Here is a 250-nt window from a genome sequence, read left to right on the forward strand (position 1 = left end):
TAAGTTTAGCTCATCAACCCGTGCCCTCAATTGTTCTAATTCGATTTTTTTGCCCATCCTTCGTCCCCGCCTTTTCTTTTGCTAAACAGATCACCTTTTGAAAAGTTCTGAATGCATATATGTTCTTTTGTGAAAAGCTAAACGTGTACACTCAAATATTTACATTTTTATAATTAGGCTTATTATATCGGATATGTTTTTATTTGTCACTAATTTTTTCTTTAATGGTTAAACGCTTTTAAGCACTAAA

Source organism: Neobacillus drentensis, assembly GCF_036966985.1.
Lineage (GTDB): Bacteria > Bacillota > Bacilli > Bacillales > Cytobacillaceae > Neobacillus > Neobacillus drentensis_E.